The following is a 1,346-nucleotide window of genomic DNA, read 5'->3' on the forward strand; positions in this document are numbered from 1 at the left end:
AGATCAATCGCGACCAAGTACTCACAGCCGCCTAACATATCGTCAGGGCGACATTCTGCACCATGACCATTCGCTAGTGCAAAGCGACCAAATTGATTGGTGCGTTGCTGAGCGATCCTATCGGGAAACGCCAAGCTCAACACCAACGGCAATGCATCTTCATCCACTTCTCGAAGGCTAAACGTGGTATCGAGTTTATGCGCAAGAGATTGTGCGCGCTTCAATAACAACGATTTTTTCGGATGAGAACCGGACAACCAACGATGCAAGCTATGTGCGATATTCGTTACATTACGCTCTGGCTCTTCAATTAGGGCGACCGCCGCCAAAGCGACATTTACCATCTTATCGCTGTGGGATTGCGATTTAATTAACATCGCTGCCGCGCGAGGTTCTACGCCCAAGTCATGAGCCTGCTTTCCTTCCGCAGTCAGTTGTCCTTGCTCGGTAATAAGCCCTAATGAAAACAACAACTGCTTAGCTTGTTGCAGCGCGGCAGCAGAAGGAATATCGAGCCATTTTAGCTCATGAATATCGGTCGTCCCCCAAAACGCCAGCTCCATTACCAAGCTCGCAAGATCGGAATGCAAAATCTCAGGTTGTGGCACTTGTGGCTGTTGCTTGAGTTGACTTTCTGAATAGAGGCGAACGCAAATCCCCTCTTCAATCCGACCAGCACGACCAGCTCGCTGGATGGCAGACGATTGAGCAATACGCGTTTGCTCCAATCGTGTAAGGCCATTTTTCAAGTCAAAACGCGCAACGCGCTCCAAACCAGAATCCACCACAAGGCGAATACCTTCAATTGTCAGAGAGGTTTCCGCAATGTTGGTTGCCAATACGACTTTGCGCTTACCTTTTTCTGCAGGAGAGATGGCTTTCTGTTGCTCAGTAAAGCTCAACTGACCATACAACGGGCATACTTCAACATCGTCCGGTAAGTGCGATAACCGCTCTTGCACTTGCTTAATGGCCGCCACACCGGGAAGAAACGCAAGCAGAGAGCCTGACTCTTTATTCATCAAACTCTCTATATTTTTTGCCATTACCGTTGGAAGATGATCGTTGGCAGTAAGCGGAGCATAGCGAGTTTCCACGGCAAAGCTGCGCCCTTCTGATTCAATATAACAAGCTTCCGGCAGTAAAGATTGTAACGCTTCTTGATCCAACGTTGCCGACATCACCACCAGCTTAAGATCGTCTCGCAATGCTTCTTGAACTTCCAAGCTAAGCGCCAAAGCCGTATCGGCATGAATACTGCGTTCATGGAACTCATCAAAAATCAGCAAATCGACACCATCTAGCTCAGGGTCATTTTGGATCATGCGAGTCATGACCCCTTCAGT

Annotated in this window: 1 protein-coding gene; it reads right to left on the reverse strand. The window is 48.7% G+C overall.

Annotated elements, in window-relative coordinates:
* Positions 1–1,346 (reverse strand): ATP-dependent helicase HrpB (gene hrpB, locus R7O12_RS25090; protein ID WP_318126768.1); only part of this gene is annotated, 1,346 nt, incomplete at both ends.

This window comes from Vibrio sp. Vb1574 (assembly GCF_033338675.1).